Below are 17,358 nucleotides of genomic sequence, written 5' to 3'. Positions count from 1 at the left end.
CAGGGCGGCGAGGTGAACCAGTTTGTCTTTGGCAGGCCTAAGCGCGCTTTCAGTTCCGTGTGCGCTCGCACGGGCCGAGCTGGTCGATCACGAAGGCATAGTCGCGCGCGGCCAGCGCCCTTGCGCCCGCATCGCGCGACAGGTTCGCGCTGCCCGGCAGTTCGGCGGGCAGGCTGCAGGCGAGGCGATACCAGGCGATAGTGCCCGGACGCGGAGCGCGAGCGGACTGGTCGACGATCTCGGTCCAGGACACGCCCCAGCGCGGGGCCTGTCCGGGGCGGCGCACGATGGTGACGGACACCGGCCCGTCGTTCGCCGTGTCGAGGAAGAGCTGGGTTTCCGATTCGCCCACCAGCGTCCCTTCGACGGCCAAAGCATCGCTGATGCCGGTGACTGCCGGCGGGGCGTCGGATGCGAGCAGGTCGGTCAGGATCGGCCGCAGGCGCGACTCGAGCTCCGGCGAATAGGGAAGCTGCGCCCCGCTATCGACCAGCTGGATTTCGCCCGGGCGACCGGCGACGGGGCGCGCGAACAGCAGCACTTCCTGCTTCTTCAGCTTGGGCGGCTTGCCCTTCGCATCGAGCGGCACGTCGACGAGATAGCGCAGCTCCTCGCCCACGGGCACGGTGCCCGAAATGAGCGCCGATGTGCGCGCCTCGATATAGAGGCGGGCATGGCCCGGCGCGAGGCCGCGGGCGCGCTCGGGCTCCACCGTCGCCTGCTTGCGAATCTGCGCCTTGATCACCAGCGGCGTGCCGTCGGCGAGGTCGACGAGGTCGGCATAGGTGAGCGGCGCGGGGGCAGCCTGCTGCGCGGCGGCCGGAGTCGCGATCGCGAGGACGGCGGCGCAGGCAAGTATGTGTCGGGGAAGCATGATCGGGACGAACCTCGTGATTTCTCGGGCGCTTTTCTCAGGCATGTCGCAATATGCCATGGATTCGGCGATAACGGTCATACCTTCCAGCGGTGCCGTGAATCCGCCGTTAACCGATAAAGCGTTTGCCCCTGTCTGGCATCGCAGCTAAGGGGATGGCCAGAGCCGGGCGAATGATACAATATTGCCTGATTGGGTCCACTTGCGGATTTTTTCGGGAACAGCCAAAGGCCTGCACCGTCGTTGCCCCTAGGGTAACGTACGTGTGAAAAATGGAATTCGGCGTCGGGATTACGGTTGAGTAAGCCACCCCCCACGGCGCCAGAACGGCCCGGTGCGAATCGGGCAGACACGATGGAGTGATGCAACCGAATGGCTTATGCTGACCAAGAGATGAGTGGCAATCGCATCGTTGCGATCATCATCGTTGCCCTCATCCACATAGGACTCGGTTACGCACTGATCACCGGCCTGGCACTCGATGTGGCCAAGTCGGTTGTCGAACGCGTGACCACGATCGACGTGGAAGAACCACCGCCGCCGGAGCCCGAGGACGAGCCGCCGCCGCCGGAAGATATTCCCGAAACGGCCCCGCCGCCGCCGGTGGCCCCGCCGCCGCCGATCAATATCGCGACGACGCCGCCCCCGATCCGTACGCAGACGACGATTCCGCCGCCGGCACCGCCCGCGGTCCGGATTCCGCCGCCCGCTCCGCCGGCTCCGCCCGCTCCGCCGCCCGTCAACAAGTCGCGTGAAGCGACGCCGAAGGGCCTCAGCGGCTGGGCTGCCCGAATCCAGCGCAACTATCCGCGTCGTGCGGAACGCGATGGCATCGAGGGCAACGTGACCGTCCGCGTCACTGTCGGACCCGACGGCCGCGTCTCGGCCTGTGCGGTTTCGGCTTCGAGCGGCAACGCCGACCTCGACGCCGCAGCCTGCGACGGCATGAGCCGTTACGCTCGCTACGATCCGGCGCTGGACCAGAACGGGAACCCGATTCCCGACAGCGACGTGCGTACGATCAGCTACCGTTTGAACTAAGAATCCGCCCGGTCTTGGGCCTGAAAGCAATTACCTAAGAGGATTACTCGCTATGATTATCGAACTTCTTGCCGCGGCGGGCGATGCTGCTCCGCAGACCTCTTTCGGCTTCTGGGAAGCCATGGAACAGGGCGGCTTCGTTGCCTGGTTCATTCTCTCCGTCATGATCATCATGTCGGTGGGTTCGTTCTACATCCTCTTCACCAAGCTGTTCGAACAGCAGAAGGTGATGAACCAGTTCAAGGGCGTGCGTCAGAACTTCTGGCGTGCAGGCACCCTCGACGAAGGCGCGAAGAAGCTGGAAAAGAACAGCGCATGGCGCCAGCTGGTCGACGATGCCGTCAAGGCTCGCGACAGCCACCACCAGATGGGTGACAGCCTCGAAGCCCACGACTGGCTGCACGGTTCGCTCGCCCGTTCGGAAGCGACCATCAACGCCAAGCTTGCAGGCGGCCTGCCGTTCCTCGCGACCGTCGGTGCAACCGCACCGTTCGTCGGTCTGCTCGGTACGGTTATCGGTATCTACCGCGCTCTGATCAACATCGGCGCTGCCGGTTCGGCATCGATCGACAAGGTCGCAGGCCCGGTCGGTGAAGCACTGATCATGACCGCCATCGGTCTGCTCGTCGCCGTTCCGGCCGTGTTCGCCTACAACTGGCTGCAGAGCCGTAACCGTCGCATCGCCGAACTGATGACCGGTTTCACCACCGACCTGCTCGCCAACATCAGCTCGGACGGCAAGATCCGCCCGGCAGTGATGACCGCGACTTCGACCCAGCAGGCTGGCAAGGCTGCCGCTGCTCCGGCCGGCACCACGGTCAAGAAGTAAGCTGGATCGGCGGGGGCCCGACGGTCCCCGCCATTCCCGCAAGCAGTCGATAAGTTTTAGCTACGGACAGGACACAAGATGGCGGTTTCAGTAGGCGGCAGCGCGGAAACGCCGATGTCGGACATCAACACCACCCCGCTCGTGGACGTGATGCTGGTGCTTCTGATCATCTTCCTTATCGCGGTCCCGGTCGCGATCCAGACGATCGAGAAGCTCGAGATCCCGATCTTCGAGTCGATCGAATCGAAGGATAAGGTCGAAAACCTGCTCCTGACGGTCAGCACGACCGACGCGGCAGGCCGCAGCGCGGGCGAGGCCGGGTTCGAAGGGGCTGCACGCAACGGCGAATGCCGCGTGTACTTCAACAACACCACTCCGGTGACGTCTGAAGAGCTCTACGACCAGGCATTCGAGCGCCTCGACCAGATCGTTCAGCGCTACGGTGGTCCCGAAGCGATCATGGAAGATCCCGAAGCGATCCCGCAGGTCCACATTCGCGGCGACGTGAATGCTCCCTGGTCATGCGTCGCAGGGGCGATCTACAACGTGCAGGCGGCCGGTTATCCGACCGTCGGCTTCATCTCGAACCCGGTCGACCCGAACGGCTGACCGGGCTTCGAGCCCGAATTTCTAGGGAGATACCCTCATGGCAATGTCAGGCGGCAAGGATGATGGCGCGCCGATGATGGAAATGAACATGACGCCGCTTATCGACGTCCTGCTCGTTCTCCTCATCATGTTCATCATCACCATCCCGGTGGCGACCCACTCGGTCGACATCGACCTTCCGCAACCGAACCCCAACCCGCCCCCTGTGACGGTGGAGCCGGACAAGAACAAGCTCGTCATCACGCAGGGTGACGAACTGCTCTGGAACGGCCAGACCATCCAGGAAGGCGATCTGGTCAACCTGCTCGCCCAGTCGATGACGATCAATCCGGAACCCGAACTGCAGTTCGAACCGGAAGCCCTGGCCAGCTATGAAGCTTCGGCCCGCGTGCTCCAGATCATCAAGTCGAGCGGCGTGACCAAGTTCGGCTTCGTCGGTAACGAACGTTACCGCACCTTCGGCAAGGCGGCTTCGGCCCAGTAACGCCGGACAATCGGAACATGGGAAAGGGGCGGAGCGATCCGCCCCTTTTCTTTTGCCTGCAGGTATCCCGACATCGACTTTTTCCCACGTAAATCTATGGTATGTTATCTTGTCTTTTTGAAAGGAGAATAAGCATGCCCTATCCCTCGCGCGCCCTCGCTCCGGTCGGCCGTCCATTGGGCGACATGAACATCACCCCGCTGATTGATGTCATGCTGGTCCTGCTGATCATGTTCATCATGGTGATCCCCATCGCGACCCATGCTCTGCAGGTCCCCTTGCCGACGGGCCGCGCGACAGAGGACATCCGCGACGTGAACGTCGTCACCATCGACGCGCAGGACCGCCTCTACTGGAACGGTGCGGAGCTGGACCGGCAGGAACTTCTCAACCAGCTCGCTGCCGCTGCGGACATGCGCGAGGAACCGCTCCTGCGCTTCGAACCGGACGCCTTCGCCAGCTACGAGGCCTCGGCCCGCACCATCGCCCTGATCAAGGATGCAGGCGTCACCCGCTTCGCTTTCGTCGGGAACGAGAAGTACCGCGAGTTCGGCAGCGAAGTCGGCAACTAGGGCAGATCGTCGACCCGCATGGCGGCTCCGGCCAAGCTCTCCGCCTCGAGCAGGAGTTCATCGTCGACCGAGCCTTGCGGCGTCGCCTCGCGCCCGATCATGACCATCACGGGCACGGCCAGCGGGCTGACCCGGTCGAGTTCGACATGGACCAGCTGCTCGGCCGACCGGTCGAGCAGATTGCCGAGCCGCCCCACGTCGGTCATGCGCGTGCGCGCATCGGCCCAAGCCGCCTCGAGCAAGACATGGTCGGGCTCGTACTTGCGCAGCACGTCGTAGATGAGGTCCGTCGAGAAAGTGACCTGCTTGCCGGTCTTGCGCTTGCCCGGATGCTGGCGTTCGACCAGCCCGCCGATCACCGCGACTTCGCGGAAGGCTCGCCGTAAGAGATGCGAATTCTGGACCCATTCGATGAATTCGTCCTGCAGGATATCGGGCGACAGCAGGGGCGCAGGATCGGTGACGGGCTTCAGCCCCCAGACCGCGAGTGAATAATCGTTGGCAACGAACCCGCCCGGCATCAGCCCCCTGTCCTCCATCCGCCGCGTAATCAGCATGCCGAGGCTCTGGTTCGCGTTCCAGCCTTCGAACGTATAGTAGACGCTGTAATGCCGCTTGGCGTGCGGGAAGCTTTCGACCAGCAGCTGGCCCGGCCCCGGCATCCGGCTGCGCCAGTCCTGCACTTCCAGCCATTCGCGCACGTCGTCGGGAAAGCGCGCCCAGCCTGCGCGGTCCACCAGCATCTCGCGCACCCGATCCGCGAGGTGGGTCGTCAGCGGCATGCGCGCCCCGCCATAGCTCGGGATCATGGCAGATGCCTTGGCGGCCTTCACCACCACTTCCATGTCCTGCAGCTTGACCACTTCGAGGCTCATGCCGGCAAAGGCGAAGGTATCGCCCGGGCTGAGCGAGGCTGCGAAGCGTTCCTCCACCTTGCCGAGGCTGCGCCCGCCCCTGCCGCGCCCGGCATTGATGCGCACGTCGAGCATTTCGCTGTCGATGATGATCCCGGCGTTCATCCGGTGCCGCTGCGCCTGTTCGGGATGGCTGAGGCGCCACACGCCCTCACGGTCGCGCACGATGCGCTTGAACTTGTCGTAGGCCCGCAGCGCATAGCCGCCCGTAGCGACGAAGGTCAGCACGCGCTGCCACACCTCCTCGTCGACCCAGGCATAGGCGAGGCTGGAACGGATTTCCGCCAGCAGCGCTTGCTCCTCGAACGGGGCGGCGCAGGCGCAAGCCATGACGTGCTGCGCCAGCACGTCGAGACCGCCGGGGCGGAAGTCCTCGCCATCGCGCTGGCCCTCGTCCACCGCTTCCTTGGCCGCGGTCGCTTCGAGAAACTCGAAGCGGTTGCCGGGGACCAGCAGCGCGCGGCTGGGCTGGTCGAGCCGGTGGTTGGCCCTTCCGATACGCTGGAGCAGGCGCGAGGAGCCCTTGGGCGCGCCCATCTGGACGACGAGGTCGATATCGCCCCAGTCCACGCCGAGATCGAGGCTGGCCGTCGCCACGAGCGCACGCAGCTCGCCGCGCGCCATCGCCCCTTCGACCTTCCGCCGCGCCTCGCGCGAAAGCGAACCGTGGTGGATGCCGATGGGCAGTTTGTCCTCGTTAACGTCCCACAGGTTCTGGAAGATGTATTCGGCGAGGAAACGCGTGTTGGTGAAGACCAGCGTGGTGCGGTTCCTGCGGATCTGTTCGTAGAGCTGCGGGATCGCCCAGGTCGCCGCATGGCCGCCCCATGGCACGCGCTCTTCATCGGGCAGCAGGATTTCAACTTCCGACGGCGCGCCTTCCTCGCCTTCCACCAGCCGCACCGAATCGAGATCGCCCCAGGGGGCCAACCATTCGCGAAAGGCTTCGGGGCTCGCAACGGTGGCCGACAGGGCCACGCGCTGCATGGCGGGTGCGATGGCCTGCAGCCGCGCCAATGCCAGCGCCAGCAAGTCGCCCCGCTTGCCGGTGGCAAAGGCGTGGACCTCGTCGATGACGATCCGCTTGAGGCCCGCAAACAGCGCAAAGCTGTCGGGGAAGGAAAGCAGCAGCGAAAGGCTTTCCGGCGTCGTCAGCAGCACGTTGGGCGGCTTCTGGCGCTGCCGGCGCTTGCGGTCCGACGGCGTGTCGCCGCTGCGCGTCTCGACCGTTATCGGGAGCCCCATCTCCTCGATCGGTGTCAGGAGGTTGCGCTGGACGTCATGGGCCAGCGCCTTCAGCGGCGAGACGTAGAGCGTGTGCAGCCCCTCGTGCGGCTTGGCCCCCGCCATTCGCGATGGCGTGAAATCGGCCAGCGTCGGCAGGAACCCCGCCAGCGTCTTGCCCGCCCCCGTATCCGCCACCAGCAGGGCATGGTCGCCCGCATCGCTCGCCGCAAGCATTTCCGCCTGGTGGCGGCGCACGCGCCAGCCGCGACCGGCGAACCAGTCTGCGATTTCCGGCGGGATGGACACGTCGCTCACGCTGTCAGAGCGAGCCGGATGGAAGTGCGTTCCCGCGCGCCTCAGAAGGGGTTCTGTTCCGCAGCCGCTTCGGCAGCGACCTGCATTCCCAGCTCCAGCTCTTCCGCGCTCAGCCCGGCAAGGCCCATGATCCGCTCCTTCTGCGCTGCGGTGAGCGTCGCATAGGTGCGCTTGGCGCCGAGTTCAGCGGTAACGGCGGCCATCTTGGCCTCCATCGCGGCGAACTGTTCGAGCATGACCGGCAGGCTGCCCATGGCCGCACCCATGATGCGCGGGTCATTGGCCAGCTGGTAGGACTTGCGTGCGAAGGTCGCGCCGCTCGGGGTCGAGAAGAAGGCGGAAATGTCGTTCAATTCCGCGACCGAGAAGGTGGCGGCATAGGCCTCGCTCATCCCCTTGCGGATGGCGGGTTCCATCGCCGTCATCAGGTCGACCATGACTTCCTGCATTAGCGCGCCCTCGCGTTCGCGCCGCTCGCGCCAGGCGGGATCGACCATGGCCGCGATCTCGATCACCTGCTCGTCGGTGAGATCGAGCTCGGAGGCGTCGTAGCCGATGTGTTCGGCCAGGTTCGGCGGGGCCTTCTCGGCCAGCTTCATCATCGGGCCGAGCATGCCTTCGAACATGGAGCCCATGACCTCGCCCATAGTTCCTTGCGGCATGAGCTTGTCGACCACGCTGGTGGCCAGCGGCAGGCGGGCCTGCTGTTCGGCGGTCAGCGGCGGCGCGGCGAAGACTTCCGCCATGGCCGCCATCATGTCCGCTTCCTTGGCGGAATTGTCCTGCGCAGCCAGCGGCTGGGCAGCAAAGGCAAGCGGCGCACCCAGCGCCAGGAGCCACCTCGTCATCGGCATTCCCTCTCCGTAAATCGCCTAGTGCCCGACGCTTTCGCCGCGCTCGAGCCCACTCAGCGCCAGCTGTTCGTCGATCTGTGCCATCAGGCGGGCAAGGCCTTCCTCGCTGTCGCTTTCGGCGCGGGCGACAAGCACGTCCTGCGTGTTCGATGCGCGCAGCAGCCACCAGCCGTCGGGCGTGCTGACGCGTACCCCGTCGGTGCCGTTCACGTCGGCATCGGTGCCTGCAAGGCGGTCCTCTACCTCCTTGATCGCGGCAAACTTGCGGCTCTCGTCGACCTGGAAGCGCATCTCGGGCGTATTCACCAGCTGGGGCATGGCGCCGCGCAGTTCGGTGACCGACTTGCCCAGCCGCGCCGAGGCGGCGATCAGGCGCACGCCGGCATAGAGCGCGTCGTCGAAACCGTAATATTCGTCGGCGAAGAAGACGTGGCCGCTCATCTCGCCGGCGAGCGGCGAACCGGTTTCCTTCATTTTGGACTTAATCAGCGAGTGGCCGGTCTTCCACATGAGCGGCTCGCCGCCATGCGCCGTGACATGGTCGAACAGCGCGCGGCTGGCCTTCACATCGGCGATGATCGTCGCACCGCCCAGCGTCTGCAGCAGGTCTTCGGCATAGATCATCAGCAGCTGGTCGCCCCAGATCACCCGGCCTTCGCCATCGATCGCGCCGATGCGGTCGCCGTCGCCATCGAAAGCGATACCGAAATCGAGGGACTTTGCGGAGACGAGTTTTCGCAAATCCGCAAGGTTCTCCTCGACAGTAGGATCGGGATGATGATTGGGAAACGTGCCGTCGACGTCGGTGTAGAGCAGGTGGTGTTCGCCGGGCAGCTGCGCGACCAGCTTTTCGAGCGCCGGACCGGCGGCCCCGTTACCTGCGTCCCAGCCGATCCGCATATCCGCCAGCGCTTCGCTGTCGATAGCGTCGAGCGCGGTCACCATGCGGTGGACGTATTCGTCGATGATATCGCGTTTCTCGACCTCGCCTGCACCATCCGCCCACTCGCCCGCAGCCGCCCTGCGCCCCAGTTCCTGGATGTCCGCGCCGAAAAACGGGCGGCCCTGGAACACCATCTTGAAGCCGTTGTAATTGGGGGGATTGTGACTGCCGGTTATCTGGATGCCGCCATGGATGTCGTGATCGCTAGCCTCGGCATAATATAGCATGGGCGTCGCGCCGAGGCCGATGCGCACGACATTGCAGCCCGATGCGGTGAGGCCTTCCACGAGGGCGTGTTCCAGCATCGGCGAGCTGACCCGCCCGTCATAGCCGACCGCGACGCGGCTTCCGCCGGCCTCGCGCAGCATCGAACCGAAGGTACGCCCGATCGCCCGCGCATCGTCTGCCCCCAGGGTTTCGCCGATGATCCCGCGAATGTCGTATTCGCGCAGGATGGTGGCGTCGAAGGCGTGGCTCATTGGGGAGGCTCCGGATTCTCGTAAGGTAGTTCGTTCAACAGCAGGTCGCGTGCCGCGTTCAGTTCCTGCATCTGGGCCTTGTCTCCGCCCCTGTCGGGATGGAGCAGCGCGGCCATCTGGCGGTGAGCATCGCGGATTTCTCGGTGGCTCGCCCTGGCCGAGACATTGAGCAGCCGGCGGGCCTTGAAGATCGCCTGTTCGCGGGTCTTGGCGGGCCTCAGATAGTCCCACGGCCACTTGCCCAGCGCCCAGCGGCAGAAGATCGAAAGCGCTGCGGCGATCAGGATGAAACGGGTCATTCGGCTGCCTCTTCATGCGGTCCTGTCGCGCTGCCGGGAAGCCGCAGCGAGGCGACCAGACCGCGCAATTCCTGTCGCGCGACAAGGTGGCTGGTCCCCAGATCGCCCAGGTGACCCTTGTCGAGCAGGGTCAGGCCGGAAGGAAACAGCTCGCGGTAGATCACGCGTTCCGACAGACCCTTGGCCGTGCGGAACCCGACGCGCTTGGACATTTCCGCCAGCGCCTGCTCGATGCGCGCCATGTTGCGCGCCTCGGTGTGGCCGGTGCGGTTGCGCACGACCACCCAGTCCATCGGCGGGCGCTGGCGTTCGAGCTGGGCGCGGCCGCGCTTGATGCGCGCTTCCCAGATCAGTTCGGCGTAGAAGGACAGCTTCTTCACCTTGAACGTCTCGCCCTCGACCTGGCCGATTAGGTCGAAATCGACGAAGCTGTCGTTCATCGGCGTGACCAGCGTATCCGCCTGCGTCGCGGCGAAGCGGGCCAGCGGATCGTCGCGCCCGGGCGTATCCACGACCACGAAGTCTGCGCCCGCGCCCTGCTCTTCCACGAAGGCGCCGAATTCCTGCTCGTCCATGCCTTCGACGGTGTGGCACCGCACTGTCGGCAGTTCGATGCCGCGCCGCGCCGCAGTCTCCGCGCGGTTCTCGAAATAGCGGCACATGGTCCGCTGGCGGTGGTCGAGATCGAAGGCGACCACATCCGCCCCGCGATAGGCCAGCGCAACCGCGACATGGACGGCCGTGGTCGATTTTCCTGTGCCGCCCTTTTCGTTGGCGAAGGTAATCCAGTGGGGCGCGTCGGTAGGCACGGTGGGGCTGTTCTCGCAAATGGTTGATGCATCCCCGCGCACGGCGCTAGGGCTTGGCATCGGTCCTTATCCAAGGGGATACACAGGTGCAAACGGCCCGTGAACTGGAAGTGTTGAGGAATAAAGTCAGAGCCCTGCGGAGCGGAGGCCGGACCATTGCGCTCGTTCCCACGATGGGCGCGCTGCACGACGGCCATCTGACGCTGATGCGCCGCGCGCGCGAGGCGGCGGATCATGTGGTCGCCTCGATCTTCGTCAATCCCCGCCAGTTCGGAGCGGGCGAGGATCTCGACGCCTATCCGCGGCAGCTCGCGCGCGATTCCGAACTGCTGGAAGCGGAAGGCGTGGCCCTGCTGTGGGCGCCGGTGCCCGAAGCCATGTATCCGGCAGGCTATGCCACCAACATCTCGGTCGCCGGGGTGAGCGAGGGCCTGTGCGGCGGAAACCGGCCGGGCCATTTCGACGGCGTCGCAACGGTCGTGTGCAAGCTCTTCAACCAGGTCATGCCCGACATCGCCTTTTTCGGGGAGAAGGACTGGCAGCAGCTCGCCGTCATCCGCCGGATGGCCCGCGATCTCGACCTCACGCTGCCCCATGTCGACAATATTCGCGGTGTGCCGATCGTGCGCGAGGCGGACGGTCTCGCGATGAGCAGCCGCAATGCCTACCTCTCCGCCGAGCAGCGCAGCCAGGCAGCGGCGATCCCGCAGGCCATGCGCGAAGCAATCGCGGCGATCGGTAACGGTCAGGCAGTCGAGAATGCACTCGCTGCGCTTTCCGCCAAGCTCCTCGAAGCCGGATTCGACAGTATCGATTATGCGGAGGTCCGCGATGCGGACAGCCTCGTCCCGCTGGACACGGACAACGGCAACGCGCGCCTGTTTGTCGCGGCGCGGATCGGCGGCACGCGGCTGATCGACAACATGGCTGTCGTTTGAAGGCCTGCGGACTGGAGCGGGTAAGGGGAATCGAACCCCTCTAGCTAGCTTGGAAGGCTAGAGCATTACCACTATGCTATACCCGCTCGTGTCCGTCCGGGCGGCCGCGCAAATGCCACCGGGACATACCTGCCGTCAACAGGTCATTCGCCTGCGACTTCGGATTGCGCGCGCGCTTCTTCCTGCTCCTTGGTGATCGTCTCGATCAGCGTCGGCTCGCGCGCGTCTTCCTGTTCCAATCTGGTGGTCTCGATGGTGATTTCCACCCTGCGATTGGCAGCGCGCCCGACTTCGTTGGGCTGGCCATCGGGCAGCGCATTGGGCTCCATCGGGTTCTGTTCGCCGAAGGCGATGACCTTGATCCGGCTTTCGGCGACGCCGTTCTCGACGAGGAAAGCCTGCACCGCCTCGGCCCGCTTGAGCGATGCGGCAAGGTTCGCTGCATCCGTCCCGCCCGAATCGGAATGGCCGCGCAGCACGATGCGGCCGCCCTGGTCCATCTGCGGGGAATCGAGCACCGTCGCCAGTTCCGCCAGCGCCGCTTCGGTCAGTTCCGCCGTCCCGTCGGGAAAACCCAGCGTGGTGACGAGCGGCGGCAGCACGGCTTCGGGGGCATCCGAACCCTTGGGGCCTGCCCCCTCCTTGTCGAAGATGGAGCGCGGACCGTCGGTGGGCGTCGTTTCCGGATCGGGCGCGTCACCGCTGCCACAGGCCGAAAGCCCTGCGACTGCCACGGCCAGCGCGATGGTGGGGATCCATGTCCTCGGTTGGCGGGTCATGCTGTCTGGGTTCCCTGTTTCTTGCCCGGCTTCCGGCGGGCCGCATTGTCTTCCGCGGTGCGGGGTTGCGGCGGGAGGAAGCTCAGGATCGTGTCGCCCGCGCGCGGTTCGGGCCGTGCGGCGTGCGTGAAGAAGCGGATGGTGCCGTCGCGGCGGATCAGCAGCAGCATGTTGGCGGCGTCCGGCAGGCGCTCGCGCGCATCCTCGAAATCGAACTCGTCCGACAGCTTGGTCTTGCGGAAGACCCAGCCCTGGCGCTGGCGCTCGGACACGTCCTCCACGCCGAAGCCGGATTCGAACAGGGCGCGCCCGCGCAGGCTCTCGGGCAGCGAGTGGCGGTCGTCGCTCTGCGCCGCCTCGCCCAGCTGGAAAACCTTGTCGCGCCCGATCTCGAAGGCGAATTCATTGCAGACGAGCGCGTTGTAGGCCTCGTTCTCGGTCGCCGCGACGAGGTTCTGGTAGGGCGCGAGCTCGAGGTTGTGCTCGGTCGCCTCGTTGAGAATTTCGCCGTGGTAGAAGGGGATGCCCTTCTGCCGTGCGAGTGCAAGGCGCTGCCAGCTGGCATCGACGATGATGACCGGCGCCTTCATGTCGCGCACCTGCTCTGCCAACGCGATGGTCCAGGGCGTGCTGCCGACGATCAGGATGCCGGGCCGGGTGGCGCCCTTCACGTTGAGCAGCCTGGCGACGGGGTTCACGGTGAAGCCGTGCGCCACGATGGTCACGACGACCACGGCAAAGCTGAGGCCGATGAGCAGGTTGGCGTCCTTGAAGGCGAGCGGTGGTTCGGCAAGCCGCAGCGCGAACAGGCCCGAGATGGCGACCAGCACGATGCCGCGCGGGGCGATCCACGAGAGGAACAGGCGCTCGTTCCACGGGATATTCGTGCCCAGCAGGCTGAGGAGGATGGTGGCCGGTCGCACCACGAACAGCAGGGCGAGCAGGAAGGCAACGATGGGCCAGTTGATCAGCCTGATGTCCTCGAAACTGAGCGAGGCCGACAGGAGGATGAAGATGCCCGACACCAGCAGGATGGCGATGTTTTCCTTGAACGGATGGATCGAGCGCAGGCTGGAGACATGCATGTTGGCCAGCGCAACGCCCATCACGGTCACTGCGACGAGGCCCGCCTCGTGCTCGATCAGGTTCGAAATCACGAAGACGCCGATCACTGCGGTCAGCAGCACCGGGACCTTGAGATATTCGGGTACCGCACCGCGCGGGAAGGACCAGGCGATGGCGAGCGCGGCGACATAGCCGATGATACCGGCAATGATGGCGGCAATGATGAGTGGCGGAACGACTTCGAACAGCGTGGCGTTCGGCTGTTCGGCGACCTTGCGGAAATATTCGAAGGCAATGACCGCGCACAATGCGCCGGTCGGATCGTTGACGATCGCTTCCCATTTCAGGATCGAGGCGGGGCGCGACTTGACCGAGCTTTGCCGCAGCAGCGGGATCACGACGGTCGGGCCGGTCACGACAAGGATGCCGCCGAACAGGATTGCCACTTCGGGCGCAAGGCCGGCGATGTAGATGCCCGCCAGCGAGCCGAACAGCCAGCCCAGCACCACGCCAACGGTTGCGAGGCGCATGACCGCGCTGCCCGTATGGCGAAGCTCGCGGAAATCGAGGCTCAGCCCGCCTTCGAACAGGATCAGCGCAACGCCGACGGCCACCATGGGTTCGAGCAATTCGCCGAACGCGTGTTCGGGGTCGAACACGCCCAGCACCGGTCCTGCAAGGAAGCCGGCTGCAAGCATCAGGACGATGGCAGGCCACCCGGTCCGCCACGCAAGCCATTGCGCGCCGATCCCGAGGATGCCCACCAAGGCTATGACAAGTGTCTGTTCCATGCCCCTCGCACTGACTGCCGACGCCCCCGCGGCACGTCACGCAGCCTCAATGCCCGAAACGCCCGATATATCCAAGTTTTCGCGGGACTTCCGGCTAGTCGCCTTCGAATTCCATCAGCGAGCGCACCTGGACACCGGTGGCTTCTAGACGCTTCGCCCCGCCGAGATCCGGCAGGTCGATTACGAACGCCGCCACGGGCACGCTCGCCCCGGCCTTGCGGAGAAGCTCTGCCGCCGCGCAGGCGGTGCCGCCGGTGGCGAGCAGGTCGTCGACGATCGCGACCTGCTGGCCTGCCGCGACCGAGGTCGGGTCCATCTCCAGCCGGTCGGCGCCGTATTCCAGTGCGTAGTCGACACCGATGGTCGCGATCGGCAGCTTGCCCGGCTTGCGGATCGGGATGAAGGGGAGGCCGAGCGCGGCCGCACTCGCTGCGCCGAAAATGAACCCGCGCGCTTCCATGCCGGCGATCGCCTGCGCGCCGGATTCGGAAACCCGTTCGACCAGCCAGTCCACGCTGGCCCGGAAGCCTTCTCCATGCCCGATCAGCGTGGTGATGTCGCGGAACTGGATGCCGGACTTGGGAAAGTCCGGAACGGTCCGCACGAGTGCCTTGAGCTCGGCCGGGGTCATCGAAACGCTACTCCTGAAATGCAGAGCGCCCCTCGCATCGCTGGGATGGAGGGGCGCCCTGTTATCGTGATCGAAGCGGGGATCAGTCTTTCCGCGGCTTCACCGCAGCCCAGATCTGCTTCTTCGACATGTAGGCGAGGATGGTCGCGAACAGCAGGAAGATCAGGACCGGCCAACCGGTCTGCTTGCGCTTCACCAGCGTCGGTTCTGCCGTCCAGGTGAGGAAAGCAGCGACGTCTTCCGACATCTGCTTCACCGTCGCCTCGGTACCGTCGTCATAAGTGACCTGGCCAGCAGTGGTCAGCGGCGGGGCCATGGCGAGGTTGAGGTTCGGGAAATAGATGTTGTGGTGGAGACCCGGCGACGGAGCCGCTTCGGGATGTTCTGCCAGCAGTTCCGCGCTCGGCTCCTGGTAACCCTGGAGCAGCGAGGCGACGTAGTTCGTGCCGTCGCCGCGTGCCTTGGTGATCAGCGAGAGATCCGGCGGGATCGCGTTGCCGTTGGCAGCCGCAGCGGCAACCGCATTCGGGTAGGGCGACGGGAAGTAATCGGTCGGCAGGCCCGGACGCATGTTGGCTTCACCGGTCTGCGGGTCGATGCCCGGGACCTGCTTCGAAGCGGCGAATGCCTTCACCTGGCCTTCGGAATAGCCCAGGTCCTCGAGGTTACGGAAGGCAACGAACTTGAGGCTGTGGCAGGCGGCACAGACTTCGCTGTAGACCTTGAGGCCGCGCTGCAGCTGCGCCTTGTCCCAGGTGCCGAAGGGACCGTCGAACGAATAGTCGACGTCCACCGGCTTGGCATAGGGCAGGTGTCCCTGCGCTTCTTCGGTCGCGGCGTTATAGGCGCCGATCACGAAGGCGAAGAGAGCAACGAAGGCGAAGCCGAGGCCGACGAGAATGGCGACGAGGCGGACGCTGAGGAGTTTGGTCATGACCTGGTATCTTTCTCGTATCGCTTAGACGGCCGGCGTCGTGTTTTCGCCGAGCACGGCCTTCTTGTCCGAACCCAGCACCGCTTCGGTGATCGAGTAGGGCAGCGGTTCGGGCTTCTCCACGCTGCTGACGATCGGCAGGATCACCAGGAAGTGCAGGAAGTAGTACGCCGTGGCGATCTGGCTGAGCATCACGTAGGGCTCTTCAGCCGGAGCGCCGCCGCAGATGAACAGGACGATCATCGCCGGGATCAGGCCGAACCAGAAGAACTTGCGGAACATCGGGCGGTAGTGGCCGCTGCGCACCGGCGACTTGTCGAGCCAGGGCAGGAAGAACCACAGCAGGATGGCGCTGAACATGGCGATCACGCCCCACAGCTTCGCCGGCAGGATGAAGTCCACCGTGAAAGCACGCAGGATCGCGTAGAACGGCCAGAAGTACCATTCCGGAACGATGTGCGCCGGGGTCGAGAGCGGGTTCGCCTCAATGTAGTTGTCCGGGTGGCCGAGCGCGTTGGGCAGGAAGAAGACCAGCGCGAAATAGGCCAGCAGGGCGATGCCGAGGCCGAAGCCGTCCTTCGCCGTGTAATACGGGTGGAAGGGAACGGTGTCGCTTTCGCTCTTCACTTCGACGCCGGTCGGGTTCGACGAACCCGGGATGTGCAGCGCCCAGATGTGCAGGATCACCACGCCGAGGATCACGAAGGGCAGCAGGAAGTGCAACGAGAAGAAGCGGTTAAGCGCAGCGTTATCGGGGGCGAAGCCGCCGAGCAGCCAGATCTGGATCGGCTCGCCGACCAGCGGGATCGCGCCGAACAGGCCGGTGATGACCTTCGCGCCCCAGAAGCTCATCTGGCCCCAGGGAAGGACGTAACCCATGAAGGCGGTCGCCATCATGAGCAGGAAGATCACGACGCCCAGCAGCCAGATCATCTCGCGCGGGGCCTTGTACGAGGAGTAGAAGAGGCCGCGGAAGATGTGGATGTAGACGACGATGAAGAAGAAGCTGGCGCCGTTGGCGTGCGCATAGCGCATCAGCCAGCCCCAGTTGACGTTGCGCATGATGTGCTCGGTCGTCGCGAAGGCGACCTGCGCGTTCGCCGCATAGTGCATGGCGAGCACGATGCCGGTGACGATCTGCACCATGAGGAACACACCGGCGAGCACGCCGAAGTTCCAGAAATAGGACAGGTTGCGCGGAACCGGGTAGCCGGCACCGACAGCGTTATAGACGAGGCGCGGAAGCGGCAGCTTCTCGTCGAGGAAGCGGGTGAAGCCGTTGCTCGGCTGGTATTCGCGTGCCCAGGGAAAGCTCATGATCTTGTCTCTCGTCTCTTAGCTCAGCCGACCTGGATGACCGTGTCCGAGGTGAACTCGTATTCCGGCACTTCGAGGTTGGTCGGTGCCGGGCCTTTACGGATGCGGCCGGCCGTATCGTAGTGCGAACCGTGGCAGGGGCAGAAATAGCCGCCGAATTCGCCCTTCACCTCGCCTTCGGCGGCGCCCAGCGGCACACAGCCGAGGTGGGTGCAAACGCCCATGGTGACGAGCATGTCGTTGTGGCCTTCCTTGGTCCGCTCTTCCAGCGTCTGCGGGTCGCGCATCGCCGACAGCGGGGCCGAGTTGGCTTCGGCGACTTCCGCCGGAGTGAGGCGGCGCACGAACAGCGGCTGCTTGCGGAACACGGCCTTGATGGCCTGACCCGGCTGGATCGCCGAAACGTCGACTTCGGTCGTGCTGGCAGCAAGGACGTCCTTGGAGGGCGCCATCTGACTCACCAGCGGGTAGACGACCGCGAGGCCGCCGACGCCGGCTGCGCCGATTGCTGCCACGTCGAGGAAGTCGCGACGGCGGATACCGTCCTCGGTCGTGGTCACTGTTTCGTTGGAAGCGGTTGCAGTCGTGTCTGCCATCAGCGCGTTGCCTTGCCTGCCTTACATGTCACACGCCCAGGACGGGCGTTCGACCAAA

At 65.1% G+C, this 17,358-nt stretch carries 18 protein-coding genes and 1 tRNA gene; 6 read left to right on the top strand and 13 right to left on the bottom strand.

The features are described from left to right. Positions 1-49 precede the first annotated feature (49 nt). On the bottom strand, positions 50-919 hold the full coding sequence (locus tag LC083_RS07265) for a hypothetical protein (protein ID WP_226699791.1): 870 nt from the start codon (positions 917-919) through the stop codon (positions 50-52). A gap of 348 nt (positions 920-1,267) precedes the next feature. On the opposite strand from LC083_RS07265, the gene LC083_RS07260 reads away from it, so the two are divergent. The 5 genes from LC083_RS07260 to LC083_RS07240 all read left to right on the top strand — a co-directional run bounded on the left by LC083_RS07260 (position 1,268) and on the right by LC083_RS07240 (position 4,409). After that, on the top strand, positions 1,268-1,915 hold the full coding sequence (locus tag LC083_RS07260; protein WP_226699790.1) for an energy transducer TonB: 648 nt from the start codon (positions 1,268-1,270) through the stop codon (positions 1,913-1,915). 52 nt (positions 1,916-1,967) lie between these two features. Beyond that, on the top strand, positions 1,968-2,744 hold the full coding sequence (locus LC083_RS07255) for a MotA/TolQ/ExbB proton channel family protein (protein WP_226699789.1): 777 nt from the start codon (positions 1,968-1,970) through the stop codon (positions 2,742-2,744). 78 nt (positions 2,745-2,822) lie between these two features. Next, positions 2,823-3,353, top strand: coding sequence for an ExbD/TolR family protein (locus LC083_RS07250; RefSeq protein ID WP_199800462.1), 531 nt, complete (start codon positions 2,823-2,825; stop codon positions 3,351-3,353). A 37-nt stretch (positions 3,354-3,390) separates the two neighbouring features. Beyond that, entirely contained in the window at positions 3,391-3,837 is a 447-nt protein-coding gene (locus LC083_RS07245; RefSeq protein WP_226699788.1) for an ExbD/TolR family protein, read from the top strand. Positions 3,838-3,971: 134 nt separating this feature from the next. Beyond that, positions 3,972-4,409: an ExbD/TolR family protein gene (locus tag LC083_RS07240; RefSeq protein ID WP_226699787.1), complete on the top strand. Its 438-nt coding sequence runs from the start codon at positions 3,972-3,974 to the stop codon at positions 4,407-4,409. Here LC083_RS07240 and LC083_RS07235 read toward each other — a convergent pair. The 5 genes from LC083_RS07235 to LC083_RS07215 are packed head-to-tail and all read right to left on the bottom strand — an operon-like array spanning position 4,406 to position 10,249. Then, positions 4,406-6,865 (bottom strand): ligase-associated DNA damage response DEXH box helicase, encoded by a 2,460-nt coding sequence (locus LC083_RS07235; RefSeq protein WP_226699786.1) that lies wholly within the window; start codon positions 6,863-6,865, stop codon positions 4,406-4,408. The genes LC083_RS07240 and LC083_RS07235 overlap by 4 nt on opposite strands. A gap of 41 nt (positions 6,866-6,906) precedes the next feature. Beyond that, positions 6,907-7,713: a DUF2059 domain-containing protein gene (locus tag LC083_RS07230; protein WP_226699785.1), complete on the bottom strand. Its 807-nt coding sequence runs from the start codon at positions 7,711-7,713 to the stop codon at positions 6,907-6,909. A 24-nt stretch (positions 7,714-7,737) separates the two neighbouring features. Beyond that, complete coding sequence (gene pgmG, locus LC083_RS07225; protein WP_226699784.1) at positions 7,738-9,141, bottom strand: phosphoglucomutase/phosphomannomutase PgmG; 1,404 nt, start codon at positions 9,139-9,141, stop codon at positions 7,738-7,740. Next, the gene (locus tag LC083_RS07220; RefSeq protein WP_160608702.1) at positions 9,138-9,440 is read right to left on the bottom strand and encodes a J domain-containing protein; all 303 of its coding nucleotides are present in this window, start codon (positions 9,438-9,440) and stop codon (positions 9,138-9,140) included. The genes pgmG and LC083_RS07220 overlap by 4 nt, the downstream gene beginning before the upstream one ends. Next, on the bottom strand, positions 9,437-10,249 hold the full coding sequence (locus tag LC083_RS07215) for a division plane positioning ATPase MipZ (RefSeq protein WP_226699783.1): 813 nt from the start codon (positions 10,247-10,249) through the stop codon (positions 9,437-9,439). Before LC083_RS07215 ends, LC083_RS07220 begins: the two co-directional genes overlap by 4 nt. A gap of 86 nt (positions 10,250-10,335) precedes the next feature. On the opposite strand from LC083_RS07215, the gene panC reads away from it, so the two are divergent. Next, complete coding sequence (panC, locus tag LC083_RS07210; protein ID WP_226699782.1) at positions 10,336-11,187, top strand: pantoate--beta-alanine ligase; 852 nt, start codon at positions 10,336-10,338, stop codon at positions 11,185-11,187. A 12-nt stretch (positions 11,188-11,199) separates the two neighbouring features. On the opposite strand, the gene LC083_RS07205 is transcribed toward panC, so the two are convergent. From LC083_RS07205 to petA, 7 genes are all read right to left on the bottom strand, one after another. After that, positions 11,200-11,273, bottom strand: a tRNA-Gly gene (locus tag LC083_RS07205). A 57-nt stretch (positions 11,274-11,330) separates the two neighbouring features. Continuing rightward, on the bottom strand, positions 11,331-11,966 hold the full coding sequence (locus tag LC083_RS07200; RefSeq protein WP_226699781.1) for an OmpA family protein: 636 nt from the start codon (positions 11,964-11,966) through the stop codon (positions 11,331-11,333). Next, positions 11,963-13,822, bottom strand: coding sequence for a cation:proton antiporter (locus tag LC083_RS07195; protein WP_226699780.1), 1,860 nt, complete (start codon positions 13,820-13,822; stop codon positions 11,963-11,965). Before LC083_RS07195 ends, LC083_RS07200 begins: the two co-directional genes overlap by 4 nt. 94 nt (positions 13,823-13,916) lie before the next feature. Continuing rightward, positions 13,917-14,453: an adenine phosphoribosyltransferase gene (locus LC083_RS07190; RefSeq protein WP_226699779.1), complete on the bottom strand. Its 537-nt coding sequence runs from the start codon at positions 14,451-14,453 to the stop codon at positions 13,917-13,919. An 82-nt stretch (positions 14,454-14,535) separates the two neighbouring features. Continuing rightward, positions 14,536-15,387, bottom strand: coding sequence for a cytochrome c1 (locus LC083_RS07185; RefSeq protein ID WP_226699778.1), 852 nt, complete (start codon positions 15,385-15,387; stop codon positions 14,536-14,538). A 24-nt stretch (positions 15,388-15,411) separates the two neighbouring features. After that, positions 15,412-16,704 carry a cytochrome b gene (locus LC083_RS07180; RefSeq protein ID WP_160608695.1) on the bottom strand — a complete coding sequence of 431 codons (1,293 nt, stop codon included), beginning with the start codon at positions 16,702-16,704 and terminating at the stop codon, positions 15,412-15,414. Positions 16,705-16,727: 23 nt separating this feature from the next. Then, a complete protein-coding gene (petA, locus tag LC083_RS07175; protein WP_160608694.1) occupies positions 16,728-17,300 on the bottom strand; it encodes a ubiquinol-cytochrome c reductase iron-sulfur subunit in 573 nt (190 codons plus the stop codon). Between the last annotated feature and the right edge of the window lie 58 nt (positions 17,301-17,358).

It is taken from the genome of Qipengyuania gaetbuli (genome assembly GCF_020524765.1).
Lineage (GTDB): Bacteria > Pseudomonadota > Alphaproteobacteria > Sphingomonadales > Sphingomonadaceae > Qipengyuania > Qipengyuania gaetbuli_A.
This window is presented reverse-complemented; position numbering and strand designations above follow the sequence as displayed.

Coding starts and splice junctions, on each gene's coding strand:
- petA (WP_160608694.1), bottom strand. CDS start 17,300: ATGGCAGACACGACTGCAACCGCTTCCAACGAAACAGTGACCACGACC.
- LC083_RS07245 (WP_226699788.1), top strand. CDS start 3,391: ATGGCAATGTCAGGCGGCAAGGATGATGGCGCGCCGATGATGGAAATG.
- LC083_RS07240 (WP_226699787.1), top strand. CDS start 3,972: ATGCCCTATCCCTCGCGCGCCCTCGCTCCGGTCGGCCGTCCATTGGGC.
- LC083_RS07230 (WP_226699785.1), bottom strand. CDS start 7,713: ATGACGAGGTGGCTCCTGGCGCTGGGTGCGCCGCTTGCCTTTGCTGCC.
- pgmG (WP_226699784.1), bottom strand. CDS start 9,141: ATGAGCCACGCCTTCGACGCCACCATCCTGCGCGAATACGACATTCGC.
- LC083_RS07185 (WP_226699778.1), bottom strand. CDS start 15,387: ATGACCAAACTCCTCAGCGTCCGCCTCGTCGCCATTCTCGTCGGCCTC.
- LC083_RS07200 (WP_226699781.1), bottom strand. CDS start 11,966: ATGACCCGCCAACCGAGGACATGGATCCCCACCATCGCGCTGGCCGTG.
- LC083_RS07190 (WP_226699779.1), bottom strand. CDS start 14,453: ATGACCCCGGCCGAGCTCAAGGCACTCGTGCGGACCGTTCCGGACTTT.
- LC083_RS07260 (WP_226699790.1), top strand. CDS start 1,268: ATGAGTGGCAATCGCATCGTTGCGATCATCATCGTTGCCCTCATCCAC.
- LC083_RS07195 (WP_226699780.1), bottom strand. CDS start 13,822: ATGGAACAGACACTTGTCATAGCCTTGGTGGGCATCCTCGGGATCGGC.
- LC083_RS07255 (WP_226699789.1), top strand. CDS start 1,968: ATGATTATCGAACTTCTTGCCGCGGCGGGCGATGCTGCTCCGCAGACC.
- LC083_RS07265 (WP_226699791.1), bottom strand. CDS start 919: ATGCCTGAGAAAAGCGCCCGAGAAATCACGAGGTTCGTCCCGATCATG.
- LC083_RS07180 (WP_160608695.1), bottom strand. CDS start 16,704: ATGAGCTTTCCCTGGGCACGCGAATACCAGCCGAGCAACGGCTTCACC.
- LC083_RS07220 (WP_160608702.1), bottom strand. CDS start 9,440: ATGACCCGTTTCATCCTGATCGCCGCAGCGCTTTCGATCTTCTGCCGC.
- LC083_RS07250 (WP_199800462.1), top strand. CDS start 2,823: ATGGCGGTTTCAGTAGGCGGCAGCGCGGAAACGCCGATGTCGGACATC.